The sequence below is a fragment of the Acuticoccus sediminis genome (assembly GCF_003258595.1).
Lineage (GTDB): Bacteria > Pseudomonadota > Alphaproteobacteria > Rhizobiales > Amorphaceae > Acuticoccus > Acuticoccus sediminis.
Genome location: NZ_QHHQ01000003.1, coordinates 603,427 through 629,787 on the forward strand (window position 1 = coordinate 603,427; position 26,361 = coordinate 629,787).

Below are 26,361 nucleotides of genomic sequence, written 5' to 3' on the forward strand. Positions count from 1 at the left end.
GCCCCTTGCCGCCGGTCAAGTTTCGCTTGCGCGAGGCCCATGGGCTACGCCAAGTATCCCGGCAAAGCGGGACCAGGACCGGTGCGCCGCATCGCTGGCCCTGCCGCACGTCGCCCCCGGGGCGACAGCCTCAACGACCGCAGCACGATCTGCGCGACGACCCGTATGGAGCCCATCGGATGAAGCCTGCCCGTTTTTTGCCGTTCTCGCGCCGCGGGTCCTCGAAGGGCTCGCGCGACGCGGCCGATCGGGATCTGGTGGCGACCGCGTTCGATGCCGAGTACTACCTCGCCAACAATCCCGACGTTGCCGCCACCGGCGCCGATCCCCTGCGCCATTTCATGAGTCACGGCTGGAGGGAGGGGCGCGACCCCGCGCCCGACTTTTCCGTGAACGATTACATGGAGATGAACCCGGACGTCGCGACGTCCGGCGCCAACCCCTACGTCCACTACCTGCGCCACGGCCGGGACGAGGGCCGCCCCGGGCGCAATACGTCGGCGCCGTCGCGCGAGCTGCGCGCCCTCATCGACCGCCACTTCGACACCGAGTTCTACCTGTCGCGCAACAAGGACGTGGCAAGCCTCGGCCTCGATCCGGTCGAGCACTTCCTGCATGAAGGCTGGCGCGAACGGCGGGACCCGTCGCCGACCTTCTCCGTCGCGACCTACCTCGCCCAGCGGCCCGACGTCGCCGCCGCGGGGGTCAACCCGTTCGTCCACTTCCTGAACGACGAGCTCGTCAAGGAGCGGGCCAGGGCGCGCGCGCTCGAGCTGGCGCAGATGGACGAGGAGACGCGCTACAAGCTCATCGAGCCGGAATTCGACGTCGCCTTCTACCGCGAGCAGAACCCGGACGTGCCGGAGAGTTCGGACGCCGCGCTGCACTACCTGCGCAACGGCTGGAAGGAAGGGCGCGACCCCGCCCCCTGGTTCTCCAGCAGCCGCTACATCAAGGACAACACCGACGTCGCGGAAGCCGCCATCGAGCCGTTCTCCCACTTCCTCTCCGTCGGCCGCAACGAGGGGCGGCGGACCTTCAAGACCGTCTTCGCCGACGTCAAGGCGCTCGGCGAGGCGCACGAGGCGATCGTCGAAGCCTTCGACGCCGCCTTCTACCAGGGCATCAACCGCGACATCGGCGGGGACATCGACCCGATCGACCACTACCTGCGCCACGGCTGGCAGGAGGGGCGCGACCCGGCGCCCTGGTTCTCCACCCGCGGCTACCTCGAACTGAACGAGGACGTCGCCGCGGCGGAGCTGAACCCGTTCGTCCACTACATCACCTCCGGGCGCGACGAGGGGCGGACGATCCGCCAGCCCTTCCGCCGCTGGGAGGCGACCAGCGCCCGGCCTGACAGCCTACCCCCGCTCCCCGTCTACACGCAGTCGCCCACCCTCCTGACACCGGCGATCATCACCCGGCGGATCATCGAGTCGGTCGGCGTCGACGGCACGCTCCTGGTGTCGGTGAGCGATGTCGACCCGGCGGACGCGACCGGCAGCGCGGGTGTTGCGCTGGCCTCGGAGGCGGCGACGGTGGCGGGCATCCGCCTGCCCTACCTCAACCTCCATCCCGAGGCGCCGCGGCCCGGTTTCGCCGCCCGCGCCGAGGACCCGGTGCTGCGCCTCCTGCTGGGCGGCACGCTGATCGGCTCCGCCAAGACGTCGTCGGTCATCGAGGCGCTGATGGCCGTACGCTACACGATGGTGGTCGACATGGTGTTCCACGGCCTCGCCGGGCATCATCCGGAGCGGCTCGCGGCGTACGCGGGCCTCTCCGGCGGCCGGCGGATGATGTGGCTGCACGACTATTGGCTCGCCTGCCCCTGCCGGCGCCTCCTCAACCCGGACGGCCGCACCAGCAACCCGATCACCGGCGAACCGGCCCATAGCTGCCGGTTCGACAAGGGGCGGCCGGAACAGACCCGCCGCGTCGGCGCGTTCCTGTCCGAGACGAAGTTCACCTACCTCGCGCCCTCGCTGGCGGCCAAGCGCAACGCCAGGCGCCTGCCGGTCGCCGACCCGCAGCTCATCGTCGTCGCCCCGCAGCTCAGCGTGGGGCCCGCTGCCGACGGCGCGGTGCGGAACGCCGCCTCGGGGCCGATCCGCGTGGCGTTCGCCGCGGACCCGCTGGACGATTGCGCCTGGCCTTTGTTCCAGGAGATCGCCCGCCGCCACGCCTTCGACGGCAACCACACGTTCGTGACGTTCATGCCGCGGCCCGACCTGCCGCACTTCATCTCCTACATTCCGGTGGAGACGCAGGCGTCGGCGGAATCGATCGCGGAGGCGATGATGAACGAGGCGATCGACGTCGTGCTCGTCGCGCCGAGCTGGCCGGTCCCCGTGTCGCGGGCGGCCCACGCGGCGCTCGCCGCCGGCTGCGCGATCATCTCCACGGAAGGGTCCGGAAACGCGGTGGATCTCGCAGCGCAGGCGCCCCACCATCTCGTCCTGCCGACGGACGAGGCCGTTCTCGAGGCATTCGCCGGGGGCGCCGTGGCGGACCTCGTCGCCCAGCTTCGCGCCGCCCCGATCGAGCTGCAGGCGTTGTCGGTCAACCCCGCGCCGCTCGCCCCGTCCGCCCCGGGGATGCGCTGACGCCGGCTCCGTCCGGCCGCACCGCCATCGCGGCCGGGCCGGTCATTCCGGCGCGGTCTGCCCGTTCGGGGTGAAGGTCAGGCGGCTTCCGCGGCGAGGCGCACGGCATCGCTGCGGATGCGCTTCACCATCGAGTTCAGTCCGTTGGAGCGCTGCGGCGTCAGGTGCTCGGCCAGCTGCAGCCGGCGCAGGAACCCCTCGACGTCGAGGGTCGGGATGTCCGCGACGCGGCGCCCGCTGTAGAACGCGATCAGGATCGCGACCAGTCCGCGGACGATCATCGCGTCGCTGTCGCCCATCAGGGTCAGCGTGCCGTCGTCGAGGCGGGTCACCAGCCACACCTGCGAGACGCAGCCCTCGACCTTCGTGGTGTTCGTCTTCAGCGCGTCCGGGAACTCGGGCAACTCGCGGCCGAGCTCGATGACGTACCGGTAGCGTTCCTCCCAGTCGTCGATCAGCTCGAAAGCCTCTGCGATGTCGTCTGCGTTCGTCATAACGGCCCTCCGATGTGGGCAACATGGTACCAAGCGCCGCGAATGTCAGGACCAAAGTTCAAGCCGTGGGCCGATAATCGGCACTTCCCCAGTGAACGAGGCCGGCCCGCGCCGCGCCGGAGACGGACGGAGCCATCCCATAATGCTGCGCCAGCCGGTCGAGCGCGAGCCGCAGGATCACCTTGCCGCACCGCTGGGGCCAGCCGTGCTGCTTCTCCACCGTCTCGAGCCCCCGCTCCTCGCAGCATACCGCGTAGAGGACCGAGGATAGTTCCGGCCCCACCGCGTCGAGCGCATTGCGCACGCGGCGCCGCGCGTCCTGTGCGGCCTCGCCCACGGTGAGGCGGTCCTGCGGGCTCTCGCCCCGCACGCCCGACACGTCCCAGGACTGCGTCACACGATCGCGCTGCATCCCCCGCTCATGGTCGGCCGAGAGGCGCTGCCCGGCGTCGAGCTGGGTGCGCGAGATCATCGGCTGTCCGCTCCGGTCCCGCCGCGTCGCGAGCCAGGCCAGCGGGCTTTCCGCGGCGTTGCGCGCCAGCGGCGTCTCGCGGCCGGCGACGGCGTCGGTGACGATCTCGCGATGCTGTGCGGCGAACCTGTCGTCCGGGACCGCAGCGAGCGCGCGCCGCAGGAACATGTCCCCGGCGGGCGTGCGGCGGACCCGCCCCCGCTCGACGGCGATCAGGTCGTCCGACAGGAGCCGATCCACCTCGCCCGCGCCGACCTCGGTCACCGCACCGTCCGGCGAGGATAGCCGAAGTCCGCCGTCCGCCTGCAAGGCCACATACTGCCGGCCGAGGCGACGCAGAATGCTCGTCGCGTTCATTCGAGGTTCGCCTCCACGGTCTTGCGGCAGAATTCCATGGCGGTCAGCCACGAATGAAGCTGCTCCTCGACCGTGGACACGATCGCGTCGATGTGCGGGCAGTCCCGCCTGTCTTCGACAACACGGCATGCGTGCGCTGCGGTTGTGCGGTCGCGGCAGAATACCGCGCCCGCCTCCGTCAGCGACCAGCCGAAGGTGACGTGCGCGCAGTACATGGAGATCTGTCGTGCGAAGGCGACCGGTGCTGTCCGCCGCGTCTTTGCACCCAGTTCATCAACCGGCAAATTCAGCGCGGCGGCGACGGTGACTTCGATCATACTACGGACCGTCCGCCGATCTATGGATCTGCGCCTGTACCCCAAAGGTTGGGTCTCGATAACCGCCAACTCGTGTGTTTGCATTCGCTTCGGCCTTTCGCCTTTCCCCTCGAAGGCGGACTGCTGCCCTGCCGTCAACGCAATCTAAAGTTGGACAAGAATGCGGGGATAACATGAAGCGACCGAGAAATGACTTTGGGGTTTTGAGCTTAACTGCGCCTGCCACGCGGGCTCCGGATGGCGCCCGTCCTATCCCCGCCGCCTTTTTGACCCATAATCTGCGCATTCCTTACTACAACGAGGAATTGCAATGCGGAACTTGGGAGACGCGCCGCACGGTCCGGAGCGGCAAGATCCGAACCGCGACAAGACCCTGCATGGCGCGGCGGAGGCGACCTCCTCCGCAGAGGCGCAATTCGGGACGGACCGGGCGCTGTCCTGGCTGCGTCGGGAGCTACGGAGAGAGCGTGCCCGCGGGCGCAGCGGACACTGGACCTATAACCTGTCCCGGCACCTCGCCCTGCTCCGGGACGTGCGCCGCGCCGAAGGGGAAGCCCTGACGGCGCGCCCCGCCCCCCTCCCGGGGACAAGGCGGGCGGCGCCTGCCCCACGGCTCAGCCTCGACCCCGTGTGAAGGCGGCTCCCCATAAGAAAACGGCCCGCGCTGCGGGTGCAGCGCGGGCCGTTTTAGATGTCGATACCGATGTCTGGCGGAGCGCCCTCGCTCCGGGCCTGGGCCCCTTCGTGGCGCAGCGATCGACGCTGCGGCCCTCGCGGGGTGATTCGGCCCGATCGTGGCGGGCGTCAGTCCGGTACCGCGCTAGTGCGGATTGCGACGCTGGGTCACAGCGGCGAGGACGTCTCCGTCCCCCCACCGCTGCGCCGCAGGATCGGTCTTACGACGCGGCGGACTTGCGACCGCGCGGCGCGGGCTTCTTGCGCTGCTGGCCGAGACCCATGCGCTTGGCCAGCTCGGAGCGGGCGGCGGCATAGTTCGGCGCAACCATCGGATAGTCGGCCGGAAGATTCCAACGCTCGCGGTATTCTTCCGGGGACAAGTTGTAGTGCGTGCGCAGGTGACGCTTCAGCGATTTGAATTTCTTCCCGTCCTCGAGACACACCAGATAGTCGGGCGTGATCGATTTCTTCACGGGAACGGCAGGCTTCAGAGGCTCCGGCTCGGGCTCAGGCTCGCCGCCATTGGTCTTCTGCAGCGCGGCGTAGACATCGCCGATAAGGTTCGGAAGGTCGTGTGAGGCAACGGAATTATTGCTCACGTATGCGGATACAATCTCTGCCGCCAGATCGATAAGATTCGAGTCTTGGACCGGTTCTGACATTTGTCACTCGTTCGTGTAAAGGAGCGTCTAGACCGTCAGACTGGATAGAGGGACGGCGACTGCGTTTGACGCCGTGATATTTATTCCACATGAAACCGGGCTGCAAGATCACCCGACCAAGATTTCCAAAATTCATTGCGTGTATACCCGAAGTGAACTGAAACCCGACTTGCAAGACAAGGATCCCCGCAGAATTGGTGGACCTTGCTTTAGTCCTCGGTTGGTTCCCTCCGGGGGCTACCGCTTCAGGTTGGGTGATATTCGCGCCCTTCCCGCTCCGACAATGCATCATGCTTGGTCAGCGGCGAGGGCTTGTACCCCACCGTGTAAGCAGCCTTCGCCAACAAATGAGCAGAAACCGGGGCAGTTAACAAAAAGAATACAAAACCCGCCAATGCCCGAAGCGCGACATCCGCTTCGCCAAAGAAAATGGCGAGGCCCGCCAGCAGTCCGCCGACCCCGACCGTCCCCGCCTTACTGGCCGCATGCATGCGCATGTAGAGATCGTCTAGGCGCACCAGTCCGATCGCCGCCACCATGATGAAGAACGAGCCGATCACGCACAGAATGCCCGTGATATAGGGCGTCAGCGTCGCCATCATGCCTCTCCGTCCGTCGTCGCCACCGTCCGCTCGACCGAAATGTCGCCGCGGCGGTGGATGAAACGCGCCAGCGCCACCGTGGACAGGAAGCCCACCAGGCCCAGCGCGATCGCGATATCAACGTAAATCGAGAACCCGGTGCGGATGCCGAACGCGACGATAAATCCCACCGCAGCATTCACCAGGAGATCGAGCGCCAGAACACGGTCGGGCAGACTCGGTCCGATCACGATCCTGCAAATAATCAGAATGAACGACGCCGACAACATCGCAAACGTGAGGATGTAACAGATCTGCAGAAATGCCGTACCACTCATGATGCGAAGACCCTCTGGATGCGCCGTTCAAAGCTCGCCTTGGTGTCCCGGACAACGGCCTCGGGATCCGGCGCGTCAATGGCATGAATGTACAAGGTGGATCGATCGTCCGAGACGTCGACCGACAACGTTCCCGGCGTCAGCGTGATCATGTTGGCCAGCATCGTAATCTCTGCCGGTGTCTTCACATCGAGCGGAAATGCGATGATCGCGGGCTGCAATTCACGAGAAGGTGATAGCACGATCGTCGCCACGTTCACCGACGACTTGATCAGCTCGTAAACGAAGATCAGCGCCAGTTGTATGATCATGGCGGCCTGACGGAAGTGCGAGACGGACCCCGCCTCCTCCCGGATCATCGCCAGCGCCAGTCCACCGATGACGAACCCGAAGAGGAGGTTCAGGAACCCGAAGTGGCCCGTCATCGCGGCCCAGGCGGCCGCGAGCAGCATGTTGATCAGGATCGTGGCCATCTCAGTGCGTCTCCACCAGAACCCGCGTCACGTAGGCGCTCGGATCGAGGAGGCCCGCGACGCCCTCGCGCGCCGGCTCGATCACCAGTTGCGGCACGATGCCGAGAAGCACCACCAGCGCGGCGAGGATCAGAATTCCCGCCCGCGCCGAGCGGGTCCCCGGCTGGAGCGACGGTCCCTCGATCTCGCCGTCGTCGGTCGGCTTCAGGAACGTGAGCGCCCAGGCCTTGCCGGCCGTGATCGTCGTCAGGAAGCCCGACAGTATGATGCCGATGACCCCGGCGATTCCGAGCGCCCCGGCCGTTTCGAGCGAGGCCTGCACCAGCATAAGCTTCGGCCAGAAGCCTGAGAACGGCGGCAGACCGGCCGCTGCGAAAGCAAACACCAGGAAGAGACCGGCAATGAGGCCGGAGCGGGCATAGATGTTGGCGCCCGCGATCGTCAGCCCCCCGCCGAGACGCTCCGCCGCGCCGACGGCGAGGAAGATGCCCGTCATCGCCAGGATCGAGTGGATCGCATAGACGACGGCGCCGGTGAGGCCCGCCGCGGTGCCGAGGCCGAAGCCGATCAGCATCACGCCGATGCCGGAGACGACCAGGAATGCCGCCATCCGCCTCAGGTTCGTCTGCGCCAGCGCGCCGAGACCGCCCAGGATGGCCGTCGCCACGCCCATCCAGCCGAGAATCGGCAGGTAGACCGCGCCCTTCTCGCCGAAGATCATGATCATCACGCGCAGCAGCGAGTAGATGCCCACCTTGGTGAGGAGACCGGCGAAGACCGCCGCCACGACGATCCGCGGCGTGTGGTACGAGGCCGGAAGCCAGAAGTGGAGCGGGAACGCCGCCGCCTTCATGGCGAACGCCATGACGAAGAGCGCCGCCACCGTGGCGAGCGGGCCGGAATCCATCGCCGCGATCACGCCGCGGATGTCCGCCATGTTGAGCGTGCCGGTGAAGCCGTAGAGGACGCCGACCGCGATCAGGAAGATCGTCGTCGCGATGAGGTTGAGGACGCCGTACTTCACCGCGCCGTCAAGCTGGATCCGCTCGCCGCCGAGGATGAGCAGGCCGAACGACGACACGAGGAAGACCTCGAACCAGACGTAGAGGTTGAAGATATCCCCGGTCGAGAACGTGCCGCAGACGCCCGCGATCAGCAGGCAGTAGAACGTGTAGAAGCCGAACGCGGTCCGCTCCTCGTCGATGTCGCGGCGGGCATAGAAGAAGCCCGCGAGCCCCACGACACAGGTGGCGAGCACGAAGAGCGCCCCCAGCCGGTCCACGGTCAGAACGATGCCGAACGGCGGCAGCCAGTTGCCGGCCGACATCACCAGCGGCCCGTTCGCCGCGACGACGCCGTTGAGCAGCAGGGCGAAGAGCGTCGCCAGCAGCAGCGCCACCATCGCGATCGGCGCCTGCCAGGTCACCCGGTGCCGCAGCATCAGGCAGAGGCCGGAGCCGATCATCGGCACCAGGATCGGCAGGATCGCGAGCCACGTGGTCACCGAGGTATCGCCGGCGAGCATCGCCGCGGCCCGTGCATCCGCCGAGGCGGCGAACGCGACCGACGGGGCGAGAAGGCCCGCCACAAGAAGACAAATCAGCCGCATACCGTCAGTACCCAAGCGGAGGACGCACCGGCTCACCTTCGGCAACGCGCATATCGTCGACATTGTCGGTCTCCATCGCCTGATAGGCGCGGAAGGTGAGGACCAGAAGGAAGGCGAAGATCGAGAACGAGATCACGATCGCGGTCAGGATGAGCGCCTGCGGCAACGGGTTCGCAGTATTGCCCAGCGCATCGACCGCAGCACCCGCCGCGGACGCCAGCGAATCGGCCGTCTGGCCGCTGTGCGCCGCGGGCGCGATCGTGTCGAGGGACGCGGCTGCCGAGGTCGCGGCGCCGTGGGCGTCGCCGGCGGCCGTCGCCGCGGACGCCGCCGTCTGCGCCGCCTCGCCGGAGAGGAGCGCCTCGGCCGAGTGGACCGGCGTGTGGCTGTCCGCGGCGTCGAGCACCGGCGGGGCCGGCCCCGCCAGACGGCCGGCCGTGAAGATGAGGAGGTTCACCGCGTTGCCGAAGATCGACACGCCGAGAAGGATGCGCACCAGATGCGAGGACAGCATCAGGTAGATCGAGGCCGCGAAGAACAGCCCGACGACGAGGCAGAAGATCGCTTCCATCAGTCGCCCTCCTCCAAGGTCAGCGCAATCGAGGCGAGCGAACCGAGGACAACAAAGTAGACTCCAACGTCAAACATCAGGACGGTCGACAGCGGGATCTCGATCCCGTCGATGGTGGGGAGCCACCAGAGGCCGGTGAGGATCGGCCGTGCCGCCGGCAGCGAGGCGAGACCGGACAGCGCCGACATGAAGAGGCCGGCGCCGGCGATGGCGTTCGGATGCACCACGATCGCCCGGCGCACCGTGTCGACCCCCGAGCCGATGCCGTAGATCGCCAGCGCCGAGGCCGCGATCAGGCCGCCGATGAACCCGCCGCCCGGCTCGTTGTGGCCCCGCAACAGGACGAAGACCGAGAACAGCATCATGAGCGCCGCGAGGAACGGCGAGATGGTGCGCAGAATCAGCGAGTTCATGCGGAAACCTCAGAGGCGTTCGACGGTCTGGAGCCCCCTCCCGGCGGTGCCGGCTCGCGATTGGCGAGCGGACCCAGCCGCAGCAGCGCCAGGATGGCCAGACCCGCCGACATCACCACGGCGATCTCGCCCAGCGTATCCAGCGCACGGAAGTCGACGAGGATGACGTTCACGACGTTGCGGCCGTGGGCGACGTCGTAGGCATATTTCAGGTAGAAGTCGGACAGGCGCATGTCGAGCGGCTGCTGCACCACCCCGTAGAGCAGGACGGCGAAGCCGAGACCGCAGGCGATCGAGATCACCGCGTCCTTCGTCTTGTGGCCGATCGTGCGGTGGTCCGTCGCCTCGAGGTCGAGCCGTGTCATGACCAGCGCGAGGATGATGACCGACAGCGTCTCCACCATGAACTGGGTGAAGGAGAGGTCCGGCGCGCCGTAGAGCATGAAGATCAGCGCCACCATCACGCCCTGCACGCCGAGGGAGACGATCGCGACCAGCCGCTTCTTGGCGATGATCACGATCCACAGCCCCGCCACCGCCGAGCCGAGCACCACGAAGTAATGCGGCTCGGAGAGGTTCGTCGGCCAGGTGAAGGCCGGCAGACCGTCGATCAGGAGCGGCGCCAGCAGGACCACGGCGAGGATCACGAACGTCGCCGTCACGTAGCGCTGCATGACGCCGGGCTGGATGAGTAGCGTCACCGAATAGGCGCAGCGGACCAGAGCGCCGAGGAGCTGGTCGAAGCCCCGGTCCGGGCCCCAGCCGATGACGTCCAGCAGGCCGGCCACCGCGGCGCGCAGCACCTTGTAGAGAAGGAGCAGCACGAGGCCGGAGCCGATCGTGACCAGGGTCAGGATGACCGGCGGGTAGAGCCCGGTCGGCCACAGGTGCAGGTGAAGCTCCGCCGCATGGCCCGACACCGCGCTCGTCATCGGCGCGACGAAGTACTCGACCGCGCCGTCCAGCGCGAGCGCCGCCGCGAGCGCCGTCAGGCCCAGGACCATCGGCCCGAGCCAGAGCGAGGCCGGCCCCTCGTGCGGCTTCTTGGGCATCGCGCCCGCGCGCTTGAAGAACGGCAGCAGCACCATGCCGGCGATGCAGAACATCAGCGCGTTGCCGGCGACGGCGACGATCGTCGCGATGGAGACGCCGCCGAGCTCCCAGAGCCCGTCGTACATCACCTCCTTGGCGACGAAGCCGATCAGCGGCGGCAGGCCGGCCATGGAGAGGCAGCCGAGGAGCGCGGCGACGAAGGTCAGCGGCATCTTGCCCGCGAGGCCGCCCAGGATGTCGATGTCCCGCGTGCCGGTCTCGTGGTCGATGCAGCCGGCGACCATGAAGAGGCCGCCCTTGAAGAGCGCGTGCGCAATCAGGTAGGCGACCGCGCCGGCGATGGCGTGCTCGCTGCCCATCCCGGTGAGCATCACCAGGAGGCCGAGCGAGGCGACCGTCGTATAGGCGAGGATCTGCTTCAGGTCCGTCTGCCGTACGCCGAGGATGACGCCGGTGAGGAACGTCGCCCCGCCGAAGATCGGCAGCACCGTTCCCCACAGCGCCGTGTCGCCCAGAACCGGGGCGAAGCGCATCAGGACGAAGACGCCCGCCTTCACCATGGTCGCGGAGTGCAGGTACGCCGACACCGGGGTCGGCGCCTCCATCGCGTTGGGCAGCCAGGAGTGGAACGGGACCTGAGCCGACTTCGTGAAGGCGCCGAGGCAGACCAGGACGAAGATCGCGGTGTAGGCCGGCGCCTCCCGCAGGACGTCGGGCGTGGCGAGTAGCCCCGAGACCGAGGTCTCGCCGGTGACGAGGCGGATGAGGACGAGACCGGCGAGGAGCGCCAGACCGCCGCCGCCCGTCACCACCAGCGCCTGCACGGCCGCGCGGCGCGCGGGTTCGCGCGTGTGGTCGAAGCCGATCAGCAGGAAGGAGGTGATCGAGGTCAGCTCGTAGAAGACGAACAGCGAGATGAGATCGTCTGCGACCACAAGCCCCAGCATCGATCCCATGAAAAGTAACATGAAGGCGAGGAAGCGCCCCTGGTGATGGTGACCGGCGAGATAGCCGCCGGCGTAGATCACGATGAAGGTTCCGATTCCTGTCACCAGCAGCGCGAAGGTGAGCGACAGCCCGTCGATCATCTGCGCGTAGCGGATCCCGAGGGACGGGGCCCAGTCGACGCCCGCCCTGAGCGTCTCCCCGTGGGCCACGAGCGGGACCATGGAGGCATAACCGAGGAACAGGGCGGCGGGCACGACGGCGAGGATCCAGCCGGCTTTTGCGCCCAATTTATGGACGAGCGGCGGCGCAAGGGCGGCGGCTGCAAAAGGGGCAAGCGCCAGCCACAGCATCAAGTCGGCAGGGACAGTCAACAACCAGGCTCCGTCGGTGGGGCTACCAATTCGACCACGTAAAGATCACACGCGACGCTCGGGCACTACAAGAACACGTCGAGCGGCGCATATGCAGGACGAACGTGATGGAGCACAAGTATGTCCACGCCAACCGATTCAACGAAAGTCCAAAAATCAGACGCAGATTGGCGCAGTCAGCTGACCCCTGAGCAATACCGTGTCACCCGCCGCCACGGAACAGAGCGTGCTTATACAAGCCCTCTCAACGCGGAGAAGCGCTCCGGAACCTATACGTGTGTTTGCTGCGGAGCGCCTTTGTTCCGTTCCGAAACGAAATTCGACTCCGGAACCGGGTGGCCGAGCTTCTATCAACCTGTGTCCGGCGGCGCGGTGGAGGACCACGAGGATCGCTCTTTGTTCATGCGCCGGACCGAGAACCGGTGCGCCCGGTGCGATGCCCATCTCGGCCATGTCTTTCCCGATGGGCCTCGACCGACGGGCCTTCGCTATTGCATGAACGGAACGGCCCTCAACTTCGAACCCGACGAGTCCTAATGCTCGACAAGCGCGCAGCCGCCCCGCCCACCGCGGAACGGCGTCCCGTCACGGTCACCCAGCACGGCGTGACGCTCGAAGACCCCTACGCGTGGTTGCGCGCGGACAACTGGCGGGAGGTCATGGCCGACCCGTCCGTCCTCGCACCGGATATCCACGGATATCTCACCGCAGAAAATACTTATACCGAGGCCGTGCTCGCCCCGGTCGAGCCCCTGCGCGAACGCCTCGTGAAGGAGCTGAGGGGCCGGATCGCCGAGGACGACTGGTCCGTCCCGACGCCCGACGGCCAGTACGCCTACGGCATGACCTACGCCGAGGGTGACGAGCATCCGCGCCTCATCCGAATGCCCCGACAGGCCGGGGACGCGGCGACGGCCGATTCGCCCCCGACCGACACCGAAGTCCTCCTCGACGCCAACCGCGAGGCGGCGGATTCCGGCTACTTCCGTCTCGGCTCGGCCGACCACTCACCGTCCCAGACCCTCCTCGCGTGGACGTCCGACCGCTCCGGCGGCGAGCTCTTCACCCTCGCCCTGCGCGACCTTGCCACCGGCAAGGACACCGTTCTCCACGAGCGCGTGACCCCGTCCGTCACCATCGCCGGCGACAACGCCACGGTGCTCGCCATCGAGGTGGACGACAACCACCGCCCGGCCAGGGTGCTGGCCCTCGCCGAAGGCGCCGAGCCGCGCATCGTCTACGAGGAGGAGGATCCCGGGTTCTTCGTCTCCGTGGAGCGGACCCTGTCCGGCCGCTTCATCGTCATCGACAGCCACGACCACCAGACGTCCGAGATCCGTCTCGTCGACGCGCACGACCCGCAGTCGGCCCCGGTCGTCGTCGCCCCGCGCCTCGTCGAGGAAGAGTACACCGTCGCCCACATCGACGAGCAGCTCTTCATCCGCACCAACCGCGACGCGCGGGACTTCCGCATCGTGCGGGCCCCGCTCGACGATCCCCGCCGCGAGAACTGGGAGGACATCGTTCCTCACCGTCCGGGCGTCCTCATCGTCGACATGATCGTCTTCCAGGACTACCTCGTCTGGCTGGAGCGGGAGAACGCGCTCCCCCGCATCGTCATCCGCCGCCTCGCGGACGGCGACGAGCACCAGATCGCCTTCGACGAGGAAGCCTATTCCCTCGGCATCTCCGAAGGCTACGAGTTCCAGACCAGCACGCTGCGCTTCACCTATTCGTCAATGACGACGCCGACCGAGGTGTGGGACTACGACATGGCGTCCCGCGAGCGGCGCCTGCGCAAGCAGCAGGTCATCCCCTCCGGCCACGACCCGGCCCAGTACGTGACGCGCCGCCTGATGGCACCGGCGCCGGACGGCGAACTCGTCCCCGTCAGCCTCTACCACCGGTCCGACACGCCGATCGACGGGACCGCGCCGCTCCTCCTCTACGGGTACGGCTCCTACGGGATCACGATCCCCGCGTCGTTCTCGGCCAACTCGCTGAGCCTCGTCGACCGCGGTTTCGTCTACGCCATCGCCCACGTGCGCGGCGGCATGGACAAGGGTTTCGACTGGTACGACCGCGGACGACGCACCCACAAGGAGAATACCTTCTCCGACTTCGTCGCCGCCGCCGATCACCTCATCGCCGAGGGGTACACCGCGAAGGGCAAAATCGCGGCGCAGGGCGGCTCGGCGGGCGGCATGCTGATGGGCGTCATCGCCAACCGCGCGCCGGACCGCTTCGGCGCCATCGTCGCCGAGGTGCCGTTCGTCGACGTGCTCACCACGATGCTCGACGACACGCTGCCCCTCACCCCGCCCGAGTGGCCGGAGTGGGGCGACCCGATCCGCGACGAGACCGCCTTCCGGCGCCTCCTCGGTTACTCGCCGGTGGATAACGTCAAGGCACAGGCCTACCCGGACATCCTGGTTCTGGCCGGCGTGTCCGACCCGCGGGTGACCTACTGGGAGCCGGCCAAGTGGGTCGCGCGTCTGCGGCATAGCGCCACCAACGACCCGCTCATCCTCCTGAAGACCAACATGGAGGCCGGGCATGGCGGCGCCTCGGGCCGGTTCAAACGGCTCGACGAGGTCGCGCTGGTTCAAGCGTTCGTGCTTTCGGTTGTCGGGGGCGTGTAGTGCGCCCACTTCTGCGACCAGCCGATTCGTCCAGGCCGAAAGGAACTTGTCCATGAAACGTGTCACCGCCTGCCTGGTGTTCGCCTTCGGCCTCGCCGTCACCGCGAGCACACCCGCCGCGGCCGACACGGCGGCGACGTGGATCACGCCCTGGCGCCTCGCGACGCCCCGCTGCGCCGACCACCCGAACGCGCCGGTGATCGGCCGCATCGCCGGCGAGGTCGGGTTCGACTCACACAAGTCGGTGTCCTTCGTCGGCTGCTTCCCCTCCTTCGAGGCCTGCTACGCCTGGAAGGGGCCGCTCAGCGGCCGCTTCGGCGGCCGCATCATCATCAACCGCTGCGACCCGCGCTTCGGTGACACCGGCGGCTTCCGCCGCGCGTTCTGAAGCCCGCACGATCACGTCGCCGTGGCCACCGGCCGGGCGGCGTGATGGTTGTCACGGTTTAGGCTATTCTCCCTTGGATTGTATTCCGGCGGTGCGTGAGTGAGGCCATATCCCGCCTCATCGCGCTGTTTGGGAGAATGGGAAGATGACACCGAACGCTAGACGATGCGGTGCGGTGGCGTTGATCGGAGTGGCGCTCGCCATGGGCGCCACCGCCGCGTCGGCACAGACGCGGTCCTCGGTCACGGGCAAGATCAAGCGCTATACGCCGTCATGCTCCTCCGCGCCGGACGCCCTGATCACAGGCCGTTTCGCCGGACTGATCGGCTTCGGCACGCCCGGCACCGTCTCGATCGAGGCCTGCTTCTACTCCGTACCGGCCTGCGAGGCCTGGCTGCGCCGCGCCTCGGGCGAGATCGGCGGCCGCATCTTCCTCGCGGTCTGCGAACGCCGCCGCTAGAGCGGTCCGCGCCTGCCTGAGCGGGCCGGTCCCCGCTGCGCCGCGGGATGCGCCGGTTCGCTTGGCGGGCGGCCCCGCGGGGCCGTCGGCGGAGCGAACGGGACAGTGCGGCCGAGGCACGACGCCCCGGCCGCCTGAGGATTACGCCTTGCCCATCAGCTCGGCGACGTATTCCCAGTTCACGAGGCTGTCGAACCAGGCCTCGAGGTACTTCGGCCGCGCGTTGCGGTAGTCGATGTAGTAGGAGTGCTCCCACACGTCGACACCCAGGATCGGCGTGGCGCCGTGGACGAGCGGGTTCTCGCCGTTCGGCGTCTTCATGATCTCGAGCTTGCCGTCCTTCACGGCGATCCAGGCCCAGCCCGAACCGAACTGGCCGGCACCGGCGGCGAGGAAGTCCGCGCGGGCCTTGTCGTAGCCGCCCAGATCGCTGTCGATCTTGGAGGCCACCTCGGAGGGCATCGTGCCCTTGCCGCCGTTCGGCGTCATCCACTTCCAGAAGTGGATGTGGTTGTAGTGCTGGCCGGCGTTGTTGAAGAGGCCGGCGTTGGTGCCGAAGCTCTTCTTCACGATGTCCTCGAGCGACTCGTTCTCGAGACCCGAGCCTTCGAGGAGCTTGGACCCGTTGGTGACGTACGCCTGATGGTGCTTGTCGTGGTGAAACTCGAGCGTCTCGGCGGACATGTAGGGCGCCAGGGCGTCGTACGCGTAGGGAAGATCGGGAAGTGTGAAGGCCAAGGTTCGTCCTCCGGCTGGTTGAGTTTCCAATCGTGGCACCGGCAAGCGGCGTCACGGGTTGTTTAACGCGACACGTAGTCCAACTGCGCGTTCAATCAACGCTGTGCGCAGATTTGAGGCGCCCGCTGGACGCTCAATCCCCTCTTTGTTCGTCACGCCCTGCGACGCGGCTCGGGGTCGATCGCGGCCTGTCGCCTCCAGGGTGGACCGATGCGGCGGACGCCGCGCCGGTCCAGTCCTTCAGCGACCGGTCTATTAACGCCATCTCCGGTGGGTGAGCCAGCCCGAACCGCCGCCAAACGCGCGAATGGCTCAGCCGTACTTCGCCGCGAACTCGGCGTCGGACTGGAAGAGGAGGATGATGAACTCGATGAAGGCGATCAGCCACGGGATCAGCGTCCAGCAGAACACCAGGTACATGAGGCCCCAGCCGATCTGCCCCAGATAGAACTTGTGGACCCCGAAGCCGCCGAGGACGAGGGCGAGGATCGCCGCCGCAATGCGGTTGCGCCTCGGGAAACCCGGCTGCGTCGCGCCGCATTGGGGACACGTCATCGCCGATTCGTGCAGCCGCTTCCCGCACCCGGGGCAGTACTTTCCGACGAAGTCGTGCTGCTCGAGCGATGGTGCCGCGCCGGCCATGAGTGACCTCCAGTTGCGAACGGAACGAACGGCCGCCGGGGTCACCGGGGTCGCCGCCCCCGTGCGGACCGTCGGCGCCGGGCGGCCGGGCCCGCGGTCCCGGCCGATCCCGCGCCCGCGCCGATGCGTCGGTCAGGCGTGGGCGTAGTCCCAGTAGAGCTGCCGGGCCGCGTGGAACGTCGGCCCCGGCTGCAGGACGCGGTCCTCGATCTGCGTGATCGGCAGGACCTTGCCCATGTTGCCGCTGGAAAAGGCCTCGTCCGCGTCCATGAAGTCGGCCACGGTGAGGGTGCTCGCCTCGACCCGGTAACCGGCCGCCGAGAGCAGCGCCATCACGCGCGAGCGCGTGATTCCGGCGAGGAAGGTGCGGTTCTCGCGCGGGGTCAGCACCACGCCGTCCTTCACCATGAACACGTTGGAGGAGCCGAGTTCGGCGACGTTGCCCAGCATGTCGAGGACGAGCGCGTTGTCGAACCCCTTCTCCTTCGCCCGCGCGATGGCCCGCGCGTTGTTCGGGTAGAGGCAGCCCGCCTTGGCGTTCGTCGGCATCGTCTCGATCGTCGGCCGGCGGAACGGGGACACGGTGATCGAGTAGCTCTTCACCTCCGGCATCGCCGCCTCGTAGAGGCACAGCAGGAAGCGCGTCGAATCCGGGTTCGGAACGACCGCCGAACCCGTGCCCTCCTCGGCCCAGTACATCGGGCGGATGTAGAGCGGGGTGCCGGACGGGAACTTCGCGATGCCCTCGGACACCAGCTCCGTCATCTGCCCGACGCTCATCGTCGGCTTCAGCATCATCGCCCGCGCCGAGGCGTTCACCCGCTCCAGGTGGAGATCGAGATCCGGCGTCACGCCCTCGAAGGCGCGCGCCCCGTCGAATACGGAGGAGCCCAGCCAGAAGGCATGCGAGCGCGGGCCGAGCACCGGGGGATTACCCTCATGCCATCCGCCGTCGAACCAAGTCCAAGTCTGCGACCAGTCTGCCATTTGAGCCCTCCAACGGGACTGGTTTAAGCGCAGTGCCGGGACATGGAAAGCGGCGAAGCCCATCCTTGCGGATCGCCTTGCACCACTGCAACGGTGGCCCGGACGGCCGCATTGCGCTAGAGCCCGGGAGGATCGGGGTCCGCGGCGGAGGGATCCGGCGTCGCACCCGCGACGATCCCGTGGCTCCGGCCGCCGCTACGCGCGCCGATCGCTCGAAGGACGCGCCGCGGCCGGACGACGACCGGCGGCGCCAGGAGGAACGCTGATGCACAAGGTTTACGTCTTCGACGCCTACGGCACGCTGTTCGACGTCCATGCCGCCGTGCGCAAATACAAGGACGACGTGGGACCGGACGCCGATCAGCTCTCCGCCGTCTGGCGCCAGAAGCAGCTCGAATATTCCTGGGTGCGCAGCCTCGCCGGCCGCTACCGGGACTTCTGGGCGCTGACCGAGGACGCGCTCGACACCGCCTTTCGCGTCGTCCCCACCGCCCCGCGCGGGATGCGGGAGCGCCTCCTCGACGCCTACCGCGAGCTCGACGCCTACCCGGAGGTGATCGACGTCCTCACCCAGCTTCGCGACGCGGGGGCGCAGGTCGCGATCCTCTCCAACGGCAACCAGGCGATGCTTGAGCTGGCGGTGAAGGCCGCGCGGATCGGCGGCCTCCTCGACGATATCCTCTCGGTCGATTCGCTGAAGACCTACAAGCCGCTGCCGGCGGTCTACGAACTCGTTACCACGCGCTTCCGCGTCTTCCCGGAGGCGGTGTCGTTCCAGTCCTCCAACCGGTGGGACGTCGCCGGGGCCACGGCCTTCGGCTTCCGCACCGTGTGGATCAACCGGGGCGGCGCGCCGGACGAGTATTCCGACATGCCGCCCGCGGTCACGCTGTCGTCCCTGAAGGGTCTGCCGACCGCCTGATCAGTTGCCCGAGGGGGGCGACATGATCTGCGACACCTTCCTGGCGGCGAGCGCCAGGCCGGCGAGCGCCGCCCCCTGGGCGATGAACTCGATCGCGATGAAGAGGCCGATGATCCAGCCCCAGTCACGGAACCAGGCCGTCGCCGTCTCCGGCGTCGCGAGCTGCTCGGCGCTCGGGAAGTCGACGATGCCGAAGATCATCACGCCGAGGATCAGCGACACCGCGCCGGTGATGCCGAGCCAGACCACGGCCGCGCCGCCGCCGCGGATCTGGAAGGCCATGATGATGCGCAGGATGCCGGTGACGATGAAGGTCGCGCCGATCAGCAGCGTCAGCCACCACGCCGACTGCACCGGCATCGCGATCAGCACGACGCCGGCCGCGAGGTAGAGCAGGCCGAGCAGCAGGTGCGCGCCGAAGCTCTTCCACCCCTTGTACTTGAAGGCGTCGAAGACCTGGGCGATGCCGCCGATGACCGCCAGCACGCCGAACCACACCACGCCGACGATCGTCAGCGCGTAGGTCATGCCCAGTCCGATGATGCCGAGGACGGCCATCAGGATGCCGAGCGCCAGCATCCATTTCCAGTTCAGGGTGAGATTGCCGTAGAGCGGATCGCGAACGACCGCGTCGGTGCTGCTCATGGTTAGCCCCATTTCGTAACGCTTGTGTTCTCAAAATGATGGGATGAATGTGCGGCGGCCACCAGCAAAATCCAGCATCCGATGGCGCGATGCCACCGCATCGGTCGGCCGCTATGGCGCGAATGCACCGTGCCTTTCCGATGTCGCGATGCTAGAGCGGGCGAGCGTCCCCCAGGGTCCGACGAACCGGCAGACCACTTGATCATCTTCACCAACACCCGACCGGCGACCGTGGACCTCGTGGCGGCCCACCTCGGCTGGCCGCGCGAGCGCACGGTGCGCAGTCTCGAGCGGATCGGCCCCGAGGCGGGCGAGGTCACCATCCTCGCCGCGTTCCTGGCACCCGGTTCGCTGACGGCGGTGCTGGACCGCTGTGCCGGGGCGATCCGTGAATGCGCCGCCGCCGCGGAGGTGTCGTTCGTCCTCGTCAACGACGGTGGCGGCTTCGTTCTCGACGCGGAGGCGTTCGAGGGGTTCTACGCCCGTCTCGACGCACTCGGCATCTCCGCGCGACGCACGACGATCATCACCGCGAACCTCGCCATCCTCCACCGCCACGACGGCGTCTACGGCGGACGCGAGGAGCGGGTCCGGTTCCACTTTCTGAGCCGCCTGCCCGGCGATCCGGCGGACGAGGCCGCGAATGCGCCGATCACATCCGACACGCCCGGGGCGCGCGTCTCGCTCCTCGGCGGAGAGGCGCGCGTCGAGCAGGCGATCCTCGCCGCGCAGCTCCTGCGCGACGGTCACGCCCCGGCGCGCGACTACGGCAGCAACGTCCCGGTCGTGGTGGACGACGCGAAGCGGGACTTCATCGACCGCCACAAGGCCAATCCGGCCAACAGGCTGACCGAGCTGGTCGCGCAGCTCGCGGACAAGCTCGCCCTGATGCAGCCGGGGCCGCAGGCGCCGGCTCGCCCACGCCAGATCGTCCTCGTCATCGACGAGGTGGTGCACTACGGCGGCCTCATCCAGATCCCGCGTCCGATCCGTCGGGCGGTGGCGGAGGGGCGCCCGTTCCTGGTGCTGGGCGGACCGCACGCGCTGCGGATGGTCCGCGCGCTCGGCTTCCGCACCTTCGCGCCACTGCTCGACGAAGCCTACGACGACGTGATGGACCCCAACGTGCGCATCGAGCTTCTGGTGCAGGAGGTGGGCCGTCTCCTCGGCATGGGCGAGGACGACTTCGGCGCCCTCGGGGACGCCCTGGCGGAAATCACGGCCCACAACCGCCGCCACCTCGCGAGGCTCGACGCCGAAGGCACGGTCCCGCTCGCCCTCCCCGGCCCGGCCGATACGCCGGCGGCGCGGGAGAGCGCCTCGCTCGACCTGTCACGCTCGCTGCGCGAGGCGGCGGTCGACTCGCGCTTCTCCGTCCCCGCGAGGTCGGTTCCGGAATACCGCCGGACAGCCCCCCTTCCGGTTCCGCGTCCGGCGCCGCCGCCGGCCGCGAAGCCGCGCGTCGCGATCGTCTCGCATCTCGCCAGCAGCGGCGGGACCGCGATCAGCAAGTGCCTGGGCACGATGGGCGGCGTCACGCTCCTCAGCGAGATCCACCCCATGGCGAGCCTCTCCATGGTCTCCTTCAACCCGCTCGACCAGTACCGCCGCTGGTTCGGCCTCTCGGACACGCTGAAGGGCGAGATCGACGCGCTCGCGAACTGCGGCGAGGCGACGGTCGTCGACATCCTCGAGTGCCTCGCCGTCGACGCCGCACGGCGCGGCACGATCCTCCTCCTGCGGGACTGGTCGCACGTCGACTACGTCGCGGGTGGCGGCCTGCCGCCCCGGCGCCGGCCGAGCCTCCTGGAACTCGTCGCCCCGCGCATGGCGACGAGCGTCCTCGTCACCACGCGCCATCCCCTCGACGTGTGGCTCAGCATGGTGTCGTCCCGCTTCGCCAAACCCGAGGCGATCGGCCCGGTGATGGGGGGCTTCCGGCATTTCGCGGAGTATGCCGCCACGAACGGCTTCCTCACCTACGAGGCCTTCACCGAGGCGCCGGACCGCTGGCTGCGCGAGGCGACGGGCCGCCTCGGGCTCCCGTTCGACCCCACCTGGAGTGAGACGTGGGCTGACTACCGGACGATCACCGGCGACAGCGGCCGGCGGTCGGGTGACATCGCGCCCCGCCCCCGCCGCCCCGTCTCCGAGGAGACGACGGCCCTCGTGAATGTCAACTCGGACTACAGGCGCGCCTGCGCATTGCTCGGCTACGACTGATCCGCAATACGCCGCACTCCAACGGCGCCCGCGTCAGTCGGCGCCGAGGGTCCGGACGGCGCGCTGCAAGGTCTCCTCGCGGTCGCCGACGGCGGCGGTCGCGTTGTCGAAGGCGCGCTGGATCTCGATGAGCTCGGCGATCGACTGGATCGGGTTGACGTTCGATCCCTCCTGGTACCCCTGCCGCACCCCGTTGGCGACACGGTCCACCACCGGCTCGCCGACGACGTCGGAGAGGAGCGCGGTCTCGCCGTAGCGGGTCAGGTTGGCCTCGTCGGACAGCATGAAGAGGCCCAGGACGCCGACGTTGCGTTCGTTCTGGATCATCGTGCCGTCCGCCCCGATCTCGACCGGACCGCCGTTGATGTCGAGCTGGATCGGTGCGCCGCCCTCGTCGAGGACGGCGTAGCCGGTGAGGCTCCGCAGGTCGCCCTCGGCGCTGACCGTGAAGCGGCCGTCCCGCGTGTAGGCGGTGCCGGACGGCGTCTCGATCCCGAACCAGCCCTCGCCGACGATGGCGACATCGAGCGGGTTGCCGGTCAGTTCGACCGGACCGGCGGAGCGGTCGATGTGCATCTCGCCGACCGCGGCGAAGTTGACGCGGTCGGCGTGATAGTCGCTGAGGACGGTGTCGAAGTTCACCGTTTCGGCACGGAAGCCGGCGGTGCGCATGTTGGCGACATTGTTCGCCACCGTCGAAAGTCGCGTCTCCATGGCCATCTGGCCAGACAGCGACACGTAGAGTTCGGATGCCACTCAGGCGCCTCCAAGGCGTAGGGAAGACAGGGATAGTGCCAGTTCGAGCGAGACGGTCTGCATGGTCGCCCCGCCGACGGCGAAGAGGTTGAGGATCGGGTCGCGGCTCACCGATTGAGTCGCGTCCCACATCGTGGTGAAGCGCATGAGGAAGCGGCGGAGCTGGTCTTCGTCGCTGAAGTCGACGCCGTCGAGACGCTCCGCCAGCACGGCGGCCTGCTTGTCGATGTCGGCGCCGGAGAAGGCGGTCGGAAGGTTCAGCACCGTCCGCACGACTTTGCTCAGGGCCTTGTCGGCGAGGATGTCGTAGGGAGAGTGGATCTCCCCCGCCATCCGCTCGAAGTAGAGGGCGAGGCGCACCCCTTCGCCGTCCAGTTCCCCCGCCGTGACTTCCAGCTGCTGGCGGACGAACTTGTCGACCACCTGCTGGCCGGTGGCTTCCCGCTTCATGGTGAGGTCGCCGAAGCTCTCGAAATCGAAGGCGCGGGCGAACTCCTGGATGCGCGGGTCGGTCGTGCGGTTGCCGAGCGAGAGAGGGTCGCTCATTCCCTCCTCGAGGATCTTGCGCATGTAGCCTTTGGCAAAGGCCATGTCTTCGAGGCCGAACGCTTTCATCGCGGTCGTGAACAGCCTGGTATCCTGCAGGAATTCGTCGATCGACGTCACATTCCCGTAGTTCTCGAGGTAGTACTGCGCCTCGAGCTTCACCGGCCCCTGCTTCGATGTGATTTCGAGCTGCCGGTCGAGGTTCGAGGAAATTAGCCTGTAGCTCACTGCGACGGACATGTTCGTCCTCCTGTAAAGCGCCGTGGCCCTCTTCAACTCCTTTCGCGCGCGGCGCTTGAGCACACTCGCTCAGGCCAGTTGCACGGGGCTGGCGGTCAAGCCGCAAGTTCCCGTCAGATCCGGTGATAACAGGCATCGGACGGCCTCGCCCCAGCCTCGCGCCCCGCAGTCGGCGTATCCGCGCGGGCTCACAGCCGATGCGCCACCGGTCACCTGCAACAAGCAACTCCCGCAGAGATTGCGCCGCCTTGCCGGGGGCGGCGAGCGTGGACACCGGGGCCCCCTTGGAGATCCTGGCGAAGCCTGCCTCGGGCCATGCTCGAGCAAGCTAACAGGCATACGCCTCTAGCGTGCAATCACGGGAGATGAACTCTTGGCAGTCATATTGGGTCTCGTCATCGGCATCGGATCGATGCTGGGTGGCTTCATGGCGATGGGCGGCCACATCGACGTGCTCTGGCAGCCGTTCGAGGTGCTCATCATTTTCGGCCTCGCGGCGGGGATCTTCATCATCGCCAACCCCTCGGCGATGATCAAAAAGACCGGGTCGGCCATCGTCCAGGCGGCGTCCGGCAAGGCGCCCAAGCGCAAGGACCTCCTCGAGCTGCTCGGCTGCCTGTTCGCGCTCATGCGCGACCTCAAGGCCAAGCCGCGCAACGAGGTCGAGGCGCACGTCGACAACCCGGAAGAGTCCGAGCTCTTCAAGAAGTTCCCCACCATCGTCAAAGACAAGATGCTGCTGAACTTCATCTGCGACTACGTGCGCCTGATCCTCATCGGCAACGCGCGAGGCTTCGAGATCGAAGCGCTGATGGACCAGGAAATCGCCACCATCCGCAAGGACAAGCAGAAGCCGGCGCTGGCGCTCGGCGAGATCGCCGACGCGCTTCCGGCGATCGGCATCGTCGCGGCGGTGCTCGGCATCGTGAAGGCGATGGGCGCCATCGACCAGTCGCCGGAGATCCTGGGCGGCCTCATCGCCTCGGCGCTCGTCGGCACCTTCCTCGGCATTCTGTCCTCGTACGCGTTCTTCGCGCCGATGTCCTCCAAGATCAAAACCATCTCCGAGAAGCAGATGAAGCCCTACCTCATCACGAAGCAGGCGCTTCTCGCCTACATCAACGGCGCGATGCCGCAGATCGCGCTCGAGCACGGCCGCAAGACGATCGAGACCTCCTCCCGTCCGACCATCGACGAAGTGGAGTCGGAGGCCCTGGGCAACGGCCCGGCCAATGACGACCAGGGCCGCCGCGCCACCGACAAGGCCGCGTGAGGGACACGATGAGCGATGTTTCCGACAAGCTCCTCGACGCGGCCGGCATCCAGGTCGACCGCCTGCCGATGCTGCCGGTCATCTTCGACCGGGTCGCCAACTCCTGCGCCGAACAGATGCGCGCCGTCGCCGCTTCGCCCTGCTACTTCTCCGTCCTCGACATCGAGCAGGGCCGCATCGGCGAGATGCTCGAGCCCTACGAGGCGAACGCCGTCACCGCGATCCTCGAGGTCCCCGAGTGGGACAGCGAGGTGGTCCTCGGCTTCGATCGCGACTTCATCTTCACGATCGTCGAGGTGATGTTCGGGGCCGACGGGCAGGAGATGCCGGAGGAGGACGGCCGCACCTTCTCCAACATCGAGATGAAGGTCTGCGCCAAGCTGGCCGAACTCGTCTGCGATGTCCTCACGCAGTCCTTCTCGGTGGTCACCAAGGCGACCTTCCGGGTCGAGCGCCTCGAGACGCGGATGCACTTCGCCGTCATCGGCCGGCGCACCGCACAGGCGGCGGCGGCGAAGTTCCTGGTCCAGGCGATCAACCGCGGCGGCGAGATGTTCATCATCCTCCCCTACGCGGGCCTGCAGATGGTCCGCCGCGCGCTCGGCTCCACCACCACCGCGGAGGTCGGCGGCTCGCGCGATCCGGACTGGGTCCGCCAGATGCGGGCCGGCGTCACGCGCGCCGACGTGAAGCTGCGCGCGATCCTCGACGAGAAGATGATCACCCTCGGCGACATCACCGCGATGAAGCCCGGCGATCTCATCCAGCTGTCGGCCACGCCGAAGTCGCCCGTCAAGCTGGAGGCCAACAACCAGGCCCTCTTCTGGTGCCAGCTGGGACAGGCGGACGGGGTCTACAAACTGCGCGTCGACGATGTGTTCGATCCAGAACAGGAGTTTATCGGTGATCTCCTCGGCAATTAACATCATCCTCCTTGCAGCTCTCGCCGCGACCTCCGGGGCGGTGATCCTGATGTACCGGCGCCTCCGGCGGTTCGACGCGTTGCAGAATGCGGCAGCGAAGGAGTTCGCCCGCGCCTCCGAGGCCATCGACCGCGCCCGCGAGGCGATGGGGAAGATGGCCGACGACGGCGGCGAGATGGCCGTCACCCTCGCCACCCGCCTCAACGAGGCGCGGATGATGATGAACGACATCGAGGACGCGACCATCCGCACCCGCGACGCCTACCTCGAGTTCAAGGTCTTCGAGACGGCGACGCCCCCGGCTCCGGCCGCAGTTCCCGCCCCCCGCCCGGTCGTGATCGAGGCGAACGCTTCCGCCGCGGGCGAGGAGCCCGCAGCCGAGCCGGCCGAAGCCGGGGCCGAGGAGGAGCCGGTGGCGGCCGGCAAAAGCGTCCCCGCCGCGATCCGCATCCGTGACGCGGCCCGCGCCCGGATCGCCGCCGCCCGGGAGAAGGCGACGGAGACGCAGGCCGCGAACCGGAACGCCGCGCTCCGCAGCCCGCGCCCGCTGCAGTCGGTCCCCGGCGCCAGGCCCCGGCCGGCGACCCCGCTCGCCTCCGCCGCCAGCGCCCAGCGCGCCACCGAGGCCGATGCGTCCGCCGTGCGGCCCGCATCCTTCGGATCGCTTCCGGCAGCCTCGACCGGCCCCGACGCGTCCCCTCTCGCGGCCGCATCCGACACCAGGCGGCCCGCCTCGTCGACGGCAGCCGAGCGGCCCGCGCCGACCGGGCCGATGATGATGCTGGTCAAGAACAGGGAGGCCCTCGCCAGGGCGAGCGAACCCAAGGCCGACGGCGACGACGAGACGACGACGCAGAACAGCCCCGAGTACGAGGCCGCCATGGCCGTCATGAACGGGCGCCAGTTCACCTGGTCCGAGCTCGCCACCGCGGCGCAGCGCAGCGCCTGACCCCCCGCCGAAGCGCGGTGGGCCGCCGGCCCGCCCCCGACGCGACCCGCCTGATCCCGAGGGCTCATCGAGGAGCCCTCTCCG

Annotated in this window: 27 protein-coding genes; 10 read left to right on the forward strand and 17 right to left on the reverse strand. The window is 68.0% G+C overall.

Annotation, left to right across the window (positions count from 1 at the left end; genetic code table 11):
• Positions 1-179 precede the first annotated feature (179 nt).
• Positions 180-2,606, forward strand: coding sequence for a hypothetical protein (locus DLJ53_RS16945; protein ID WP_146619988.1), 2,427 nt, complete (start codon positions 180-182; stop codon positions 2,604-2,606).
• A 77-nt stretch (positions 2,607-2,683) separates the two neighbouring features.
• Here the strand turns inward: DLJ53_RS16945 and DLJ53_RS16950 are convergent, their stop codons facing one another.
• The 11 genes from DLJ53_RS16950 to DLJ53_RS17005 form a co-directional block, all read right to left on the reverse strand.
• Positions 2,684-3,100 (reverse strand): SufE family protein, encoded by a 417-nt coding sequence (locus DLJ53_RS16950; RefSeq protein WP_111347387.1) that lies wholly within the window; start codon positions 3,098-3,100, stop codon positions 2,684-2,686.
• A 58-nt stretch (positions 3,101-3,158) separates the two neighbouring features.
• On the reverse strand, positions 3,159-3,929 hold the full coding sequence (locus DLJ53_RS16955; protein ID WP_202913201.1) for a DUF6456 domain-containing protein: 771 nt from the start codon (positions 3,927-3,929) through the stop codon (positions 3,159-3,161).
• Positions 3,926-4,246, reverse strand: coding sequence for a helix-turn-helix domain-containing protein (locus tag DLJ53_RS16960; RefSeq protein ID WP_202913202.1), 321 nt, complete (start codon positions 4,244-4,246; stop codon positions 3,926-3,928). The genes DLJ53_RS16955 and DLJ53_RS16960 overlap by 4 nt, the downstream gene beginning before the upstream one ends.
• 896 nt (positions 4,247-5,142) lie before the next feature.
• Positions 5,143-5,586, reverse strand: a complete 444-nt coding sequence (locus DLJ53_RS16970) for a Ros/MucR family transcriptional regulator (RefSeq protein ID WP_111347392.1) — start codon at positions 5,584-5,586, stop codon at positions 5,143-5,145.
• Positions 5,587-5,831: 245 nt separating this feature from the next.
• Entirely contained in the window at positions 5,832-6,185 is a 354-nt protein-coding gene (mnhG, locus tag DLJ53_RS16975; RefSeq protein WP_111347394.1) for a monovalent cation/H(+) antiporter subunit G, read from the reverse strand.
• Positions 6,185-6,505, reverse strand: a complete 321-nt coding sequence (locus tag DLJ53_RS16980; protein WP_111347396.1) for a cation:proton antiporter — start codon at positions 6,503-6,505, stop codon at positions 6,185-6,187. Before DLJ53_RS16980 ends, mnhG begins: the two co-directional genes overlap by 1 nt.
• Positions 6,502-6,978 (reverse strand): Na+/H+ antiporter subunit E, encoded by a 477-nt coding sequence (locus DLJ53_RS16985; RefSeq protein WP_111347397.1) that lies wholly within the window; start codon positions 6,976-6,978, stop codon positions 6,502-6,504. The genes DLJ53_RS16980 and DLJ53_RS16985 overlap by 4 nt, the downstream gene beginning before the upstream one ends.
• A 1-nt stretch (position 6,979) precedes the next feature.
• Entirely contained in the window at positions 6,980-8,587 is a 1,608-nt protein-coding gene (locus DLJ53_RS16990; protein ID WP_162409293.1) for a proton-conducting transporter transmembrane domain-containing protein, read from the reverse strand.
• A gap of 4 nt (positions 8,588-8,591) precedes the next feature.
• Positions 8,592-9,158, reverse strand: a complete 567-nt coding sequence (locus DLJ53_RS16995; RefSeq protein WP_111347400.1) for an NADH-quinone oxidoreductase subunit K — start codon at positions 9,156-9,158, stop codon at positions 8,592-8,594.
• On the reverse strand, positions 9,158-9,571 hold the full coding sequence (locus DLJ53_RS17000) for a Na+/H+ antiporter subunit B (RefSeq protein ID WP_111347402.1): 414 nt from the start codon (positions 9,569-9,571) through the stop codon (positions 9,158-9,160). The genes DLJ53_RS16995 and DLJ53_RS17000 overlap by 1 nt, the downstream gene beginning before the upstream one ends.
• Entirely contained in the window at positions 9,568-11,922 is a 2,355-nt protein-coding gene (locus DLJ53_RS17005; RefSeq protein WP_111347403.1) for a putative monovalent cation/H+ antiporter subunit A, read from the reverse strand. The genes DLJ53_RS17000 and DLJ53_RS17005 overlap by 4 nt, the downstream gene beginning before the upstream one ends.
• 141 nt (positions 11,923-12,063) lie before the next feature.
• Here DLJ53_RS17005 and msrB point away from each other — a divergent pair, with 141 nt between their 5' ends.
• The 4 genes from msrB to DLJ53_RS17025 all read left to right on the forward strand — a co-directional run bounded on the left by msrB (position 12,064) and on the right by DLJ53_RS17025 (position 15,433).
• Positions 12,064-12,480, forward strand: coding sequence for a peptide-methionine (R)-S-oxide reductase MsrB (gene msrB / locus DLJ53_RS17010; protein ID WP_111347405.1), 417 nt, complete (start codon positions 12,064-12,066; stop codon positions 12,478-12,480).
• Positions 12,480-14,585 (forward strand): S9 family peptidase, encoded by a 2,106-nt coding sequence (locus tag DLJ53_RS17015; protein ID WP_111347407.1) that lies wholly within the window; start codon positions 12,480-12,482, stop codon positions 14,583-14,585. The genes msrB and DLJ53_RS17015 overlap by 1 nt, the downstream gene beginning before the upstream one ends.
• 52 nt (positions 14,586-14,637) lie before the next feature.
• Positions 14,638-14,973 (forward strand): hypothetical protein, encoded by a 336-nt coding sequence (locus DLJ53_RS17020; RefSeq protein WP_111347409.1) that lies wholly within the window; start codon positions 14,638-14,640, stop codon positions 14,971-14,973.
• A gap of 175 nt (positions 14,974-15,148) precedes the next feature.
• On the forward strand, positions 15,149-15,433 hold the full coding sequence (locus DLJ53_RS17025; RefSeq protein ID WP_146619989.1) for a hypothetical protein: 285 nt from the start codon (positions 15,149-15,151) through the stop codon (positions 15,431-15,433).
• A gap of 141 nt (positions 15,434-15,574) precedes the next feature.
• Here the strand turns inward: DLJ53_RS17025 and DLJ53_RS17030 are convergent, their stop codons facing one another.
• The 3 genes from DLJ53_RS17030 to DLJ53_RS17040 form a co-directional block, all read right to left on the reverse strand.
• Positions 15,575-16,171 carry a superoxide dismutase gene (locus DLJ53_RS17030; protein WP_111347412.1) on the reverse strand — a complete coding sequence of 199 codons (597 nt, stop codon included), beginning with the start codon at positions 16,169-16,171 and terminating at the stop codon, positions 15,575-15,577.
• A gap of 312 nt (positions 16,172-16,483) precedes the next feature.
• On the reverse strand, positions 16,484-16,813 hold the full coding sequence (locus DLJ53_RS17035; protein ID WP_111347414.1) for a TM2 domain-containing protein: 330 nt from the start codon (positions 16,811-16,813) through the stop codon (positions 16,484-16,486).
• Between the two features lie 132 nt (positions 16,814-16,945).
• Positions 16,946-17,800 (reverse strand): branched-chain amino acid aminotransferase, encoded by an 855-nt coding sequence (locus DLJ53_RS17040; RefSeq protein WP_111347416.1) that lies wholly within the window; start codon positions 17,798-17,800, stop codon positions 16,946-16,948.
• Positions 17,801-18,062: 262 nt separating this feature from the next.
• On the opposite strand from DLJ53_RS17040, the gene DLJ53_RS17045 reads away from it, so the two are divergent.
• Positions 18,063-18,722 (forward strand): haloacid dehalogenase type II, encoded by a 660-nt coding sequence (locus DLJ53_RS17045; RefSeq protein ID WP_111347418.1) that lies wholly within the window; start codon positions 18,063-18,065, stop codon positions 18,720-18,722.
• Here the strand turns inward: DLJ53_RS17045 and DLJ53_RS17050 are convergent, their stop codons facing one another.
• A complete protein-coding gene (locus DLJ53_RS17050; RefSeq protein ID WP_111347420.1) occupies positions 18,723-19,367 on the reverse strand; it encodes an HdeD family acid-resistance protein in 645 nt (214 codons plus the stop codon).
• Between the two features lie 198 nt (positions 19,368-19,565).
• Here DLJ53_RS17050 and DLJ53_RS17055 point away from each other — a divergent pair, with 198 nt between their 5' ends.
• Positions 19,566-21,590, forward strand: a complete 2,025-nt coding sequence (locus DLJ53_RS17055; protein WP_111347422.1) for a hypothetical protein — start codon at positions 19,566-19,568, stop codon at positions 21,588-21,590.
• 33 nt (positions 21,591-21,623) lie between these two features.
• Here DLJ53_RS17055 and flgF read toward each other — a convergent pair whose 3' ends face one another.
• Both flgF and DLJ53_RS17065 read right to left on the reverse strand, forming a co-directional pair.
• Entirely contained in the window at positions 21,624-22,346 is a 723-nt protein-coding gene (gene flgF / locus DLJ53_RS17060) for a flagellar basal-body rod protein FlgF (RefSeq protein ID WP_111347423.1), read from the reverse strand.
• Positions 22,347-23,132 (reverse strand): DUF1217 domain-containing protein, encoded by a 786-nt coding sequence (locus tag DLJ53_RS17065; RefSeq protein ID WP_111347425.1) that lies wholly within the window; start codon positions 23,130-23,132, stop codon positions 22,347-22,349.
• Between the two features lie 373 nt (positions 23,133-23,505).
• Between DLJ53_RS17065 and motA the strand changes: the two genes are divergently transcribed.
• The 3 genes from motA to DLJ53_RS17080 are packed head-to-tail and all read left to right on the forward strand — an operon-like array spanning position 23,506 to position 26,277.
• Positions 23,506-24,405 carry a flagellar motor stator protein MotA gene (gene motA, locus DLJ53_RS17070; RefSeq protein ID WP_111347427.1) on the forward strand — a complete coding sequence of 300 codons (900 nt, stop codon included), beginning with the start codon at positions 23,506-23,508 and terminating at the stop codon, positions 24,403-24,405.
• Positions 24,406-24,413: 8 nt separating this feature from the next.
• Entirely contained in the window at positions 24,414-25,328 is a 915-nt protein-coding gene (locus DLJ53_RS17075; RefSeq protein ID WP_111347428.1) for a flagellar motor switch protein FliM, read from the forward strand.
• Positions 25,309-26,277 carry a hypothetical protein gene (locus tag DLJ53_RS17080; RefSeq protein ID WP_111347430.1) on the forward strand — a complete coding sequence of 323 codons (969 nt, stop codon included), beginning with the start codon at positions 25,309-25,311 and terminating at the stop codon, positions 26,275-26,277. Before DLJ53_RS17075 ends, DLJ53_RS17080 begins: the two co-directional genes overlap by 20 nt.
• The last annotated feature ends 84 nt before the right edge of the window (positions 26,278-26,361 follow it).